This window comes from Trebonia sp., assembly GCF_030042015.1.
Lineage (GTDB): Bacteria > Actinomycetota > Actinomycetes > Streptosporangiales > Streptosporangiaceae > Trebonia.
This window is the reverse complement of record NZ_JASIAL010000539.1, coordinates 1-4,077: the sequence shown is the minus strand read 5'-3', so window position 1 is coordinate 4,077 and position 4,077 is coordinate 1. Positions and strand designations below refer to the sequence as shown.

General features: G+C 72.0%; 3 protein-coding genes. 1 reads left to right on the top strand and 2 read right to left on the bottom strand.

What is annotated here, in order from left to right:
• Position 1: 1 nt before the first annotated feature.
• Positions 2-754, bottom strand: a complete 753-nt coding sequence (locus Q1N79_RS28670; protein WP_300614206.1) for a M50 family metallopeptidase — start codon at positions 752-754, stop codon at positions 2-4.
• Positions 755-859: 105 nt separating this feature from the next.
• On the opposite strand from Q1N79_RS28670, the gene pgm reads away from it, so the two are divergent.
• On the top strand, positions 860-2,500 hold the full coding sequence (gene pgm / locus Q1N79_RS28665; protein WP_300614205.1) for a phosphoglucomutase (alpha-D-glucose-1,6-bisphosphate-dependent): 1,641 nt from the start codon (positions 860-862) through the stop codon (positions 2,498-2,500).
• 58 nt (positions 2,501-2,558) lie between these two features.
• Here pgm and Q1N79_RS28660 read toward each other — a convergent pair.
• Positions 2,559-4,077: S53 family peptidase (locus Q1N79_RS28660; RefSeq protein WP_300614203.1), on the bottom strand; the 1,519-nt coding region annotated here is incomplete at its 5' end.

Sequence of the window (4,077 nt, the reverse complement as noted above, 5' to 3'; positions counted from 1 at the left end):
GCTAGCGCGCCAGGTGCAGGTGCAGCGAGCCGGGGATGAGCAGCCGCGCCCCGACCACGAGCGCCGCCACCGCGACCAGCCCGAACAGCGCCACCCACACCCCGCCGGGCACCCGCGTCAGCCGCGCGAGCTGGTCGGCATCGGAGAACGACCCGTAGCGGGCCCCCCGGGACCCCCGCCGCCCGGACCGGCGGGACCGCGACCGCTGCAGCTCGGCGACCGGCCGTGCCCCGCCGAACAGCAGGAACCACGCGACGCCGTAGCCGAACACCGCCTGCACGGCGGCGGAGGCGAACCAGGTCACCGCGCAGACCCCCGCCGTGGCCGCCAGCACCGCGAGCACGCCGTAGGCGTTGCGGACCGCCAGGAACGTCGCGACGAGCAGGGCGAGCAGCAGCCACAGCGTCGCGGTCACGTGGTGCGCGGCGAGCAGCCATGCCGCGCCGAGGCCGAGCAGCGGCGGGGTGACGTACCCCGCGAGCGCGGTGAGCACGACGCCAGGCCCGGTCCGCCTGCCCCGGGTCACGGTCTCGCCCGACGTGTCCGAATGCAGCCGTATCCCCTCCAGCCGCCGCCCGCTCAGCAGGGAGACCAGCGCGTGCCCGCCCTCGTGGGCGATCGTGATCGCGTTCCGCGCCAGGTGCCAGGATCCCGCGTTCAGCACGGCGAGCAACGCGACGACGCCGCTCGCGGCGATGACCCACGCGGGCGGCACGGGCTGCGTCCCGGCCAGCCGCGCCCAGAACACCGCCATACCGGACAGGCTAAGCGCCGCGCACCGGTGCGGCGTCCCGTTCACCGCGCCGCCCAGGCTTATCCCGAACGAGCCGTGCCGACTCCCCCGTGTCAGGATGGCTGCATGGCCGATCCGCGCGCGGGCCAGCCCGCTGCCCCTGCCGACCTGGTGAACGTCGCGAAGCTGGTCACCGCCTACTACGCGGTGCATCCCGACCCCGGCGACGCGGCCCAGCGGGTCTCGTTCGGTACCTCAGGCCACCGGGGTTCTGCGTTCACCGCGACGTTCAACGAGGACCACATCCTCGCGACCACCCAGGCGATCTGCGACTACCGGGCCAGGGCCGGCATCGACGGGCCGCTGTACCTGGGCGCGGACACCCACGCGCTGTCCGAGCCGGCCCAGGTGAGCGCGCTTGAGGTGCTCGCCGCCAACGGCGTCCGGGTGCTGACCGACGCCCGGGGCGGGTACACGCCCACCCCGGCGGTCTCCCGGGCGATCCTCGCGCACAACGCGTCAGCGCACGGACCGCGGGCGGACGGGATCGTCGTCACCCCGTCGCACAACCCCCCGGCGGACGGCGGCTTCAAGTACAACCCGCCGGACGGCGGCCCGGCCGGCACCGACATCACCACGGACATCCAGGACCGGGCGAATGACCTGCTCAGCGGCGAGCTGAAGGAAGTGCGCCGGGTACCCTACGCCCGGGCCGCCGCGGCCGGCACGACGGGGAGGTTTGACTTCCTCGACTGCTACGTGTCGGCGCTGGACCGCGTGGTCCGCCTGGACGCGATCGGGCAGGCCGGGGTGCGTGTCGGCGCCGACCCGCTCGGCGGCGCGAGCGTGGCGTACTGGGGCGAGATCGGCGAGCGTTACGGCCTTGACCTGACCGTCGTCAACCCGCAGGTGGACCCGACGTTCCGGTTCATGACCCTGGACTGGGACGGCAAGATCAGGATGGACTGCTCGTCGCCGTTCGCGATGGCCAGCCTGATCAGCCGTCAGCACGAGTTCATGATCGCGACGGGCAACGACACCGACGCGGACCGGCACGGCATCGTGACGCCAGACGCGGGCTTGCTCAACCCCAACCAGTACCTCGCGGTCGCCATCGACTACCTGTACCGGCACCGTGACGGCTGGCCGGCGGGGGCCGCCGTCGGCAAGACGCTGGTCAGTTCGTCGATGATCGACCGGGTGGCCGCGGGGCTGGGCCGGCCGCTGCTCGAGGTTCCCGTCGGGTTCAAGTGGTTCGTGCCCGGGCTGCTCGACGGATCGGTGGCCTTCGCCGGCGAGGAGAGCGCGGGTGCGTCGTTCCTGCAGCGTGACGGGTCGGTGTGGACCACCGACAAGGACGGGATCATCCTCGCCCTGCTCGCGTCGGAGATCACCGCGGTCACCGGCCAGTCGCCGTCGCAGCTCTACCGGGGCCTCACCGAGCGCTACGGGACGCCCGCCTACGCCCGCGTTGACACCCCGGCCACCAGGGAGCAGAAGGCGGCGCTGGCCAGGCTGTCCCCTGAGCAGGTGCCGGCGGGCGAGCTCGCGGGCGAGAAGGTCATCGCGGCGCTGACCACGGCGCCGGGCAACGGTGCTCCCATCGGCGGCCTCAAGGTGGTCAGCGAGTCCGGATGGTTCGCCGCCCGCCCGTCCGGCACAGAAGACGTCTACAAGCTCTACGCCGAGTCCTTCCGCGGTCCCGCCCACCTTGCCGCCATCCAGGAACAGGCGCGGGCGATCGTCGCCGCCGCCATCGGCGGCTGAGTCCACGGCCCGGGCCGCCGAGGGCGGCCCGGGCCGTGGACGGGACTGACTAGCCCGGCTATCCGGCGAAAGCGCCGGCTATCTTGGCCAGGTTCGGCTGGCCAAGGCCAACGCCCTCGTTGTACAGGGCACCGGGGTTGCCTGTGTAGTAGATGTTGTCGTTGCTGGTGCCGGCGGTGTTGAGCTGGGTGAACAGCCCGCTGCCAGCGTCGGCGTAGATGACCGGGTTCCAGAACCCGACCCGGTGGCCCAGGTACGAGTCGATGACCGCGGTGGAGCCGTTCATCTGCGGCGCCACGAAGCTGGTCCCGCCGTACTCGCCGAGGCCGCCGGCCGACGCCCCGTAGACCAGGTAACCCGTCTGCGGGTCGGCGTCGGTGGCCAGGTCCGGGAGGACCCGGCCGGAGCCGAAACCGGTGCTCACGCCGGGCGTGGGGTTGAAGGTCCACGCGATGGGCTCGGTCAGGCCCGGGGCGACCTCCACGTAGTCGGTCGGGGTCAGGTACTCCACCCCGTGCCAGTTGCTGGTGCCCGACACATCCTCCTGGTACGAAGGCTCGGGCTCGAGCGAGCTGAAGCCGCCGCCGCTGCCGATGGGCAGGCTCTCCGCGACATCGGCCTCGGATACGCCATCGACCTGTGCGATCGCTGGCCACAGGTAGTCCCAGCCCCAGATGCGGTTGGTCGTCGTCGTGGCCGTGGCCGTGCCGTCCGGGCCGGACAGGTACGTGGTCCCAGGCAGCGAGGTGCCGCCGCACGCGGTGATGTAGGGGCTGTCGCCCGGGTTGTCCACCGACAGGTTGGTGGTGCCGATGTCCTCGGCGGCCGTGTAGGCGCCGAAGTCGCCGGAGGAGGTGAACGCGGACTGGCCCTGCGCGGCCATCTCGAGGAAGGCCTCGTCGAACGACTCCACGTAGCCCGCGGACTCCTGGCCGCTCAGGACGGAGGCCTCCACCGCGGTCTCGGACTCGCCCCAGCTCGCCGAGACGTCGCTGGCGATGTTCTGGCTGGCCGCGGTGAAGAATGCGTCGGCGAACCCGTAGTCGGTGTTCGGCGCCTCGTAGGCGATCACGTTCGCGCCCGGCGCCAGCGCCCCGGACTGCTCGACATCCAGGTCGGTCTCGTCCGAACCCGCGTCAGCGCTGGGCAGGCCGGACCCGCCGTCGACGTTCTCGGTGGTGAAGGAGCCGGTGCGGTTCACGTCTGCGATGTCGCTCCAGAAGTGCTCCGGCGCGCCCGGGTCAACCGAGGCGAGGGTGACGATGCCGACGGTCTGGCCGGAGCCGTCCGCCTTCGCGTACAGCGGGTCCAGGTTGTACGTCTGGGAGAAGAAGGACGGCAGGTGGCAGCCGTTGCTCAGGCCGAACTCCGCGATGCAGGTGGCGTTGCTGCCCGTCTGCGGCGTGCTGTGGCTGTCCGGCTTGACGACGTCGCTGACGTACGGCGCGTAGTTCGTGAGGCCGAGGATGGCGGTCACGAAGCTGGCCAGCCGGTACGGCAGCAGCGGGTCCGAGGTGTTGGTGTATATCTGCTGCGAGGGTATCGGGCCGAAGCCAAAGCCGCCGTAGCCGCCGGAA

Bases quoted from the DNA above. Each gene is read 5' to 3' on its own strand.
- pgm (WP_300614205.1), top strand. From the start codon at position 860: ATGGCCGATCCGCGCGCGGGCCAGCCCGCTGCCCCTGCCGACCTGGTG.
- Q1N79_RS28670 (WP_300614206.1), bottom strand. From the start codon at position 754: ATGGCGGTGTTCTGGGCGCGGCTGGCCGGGACGCAGCCCGTGCCGCCC.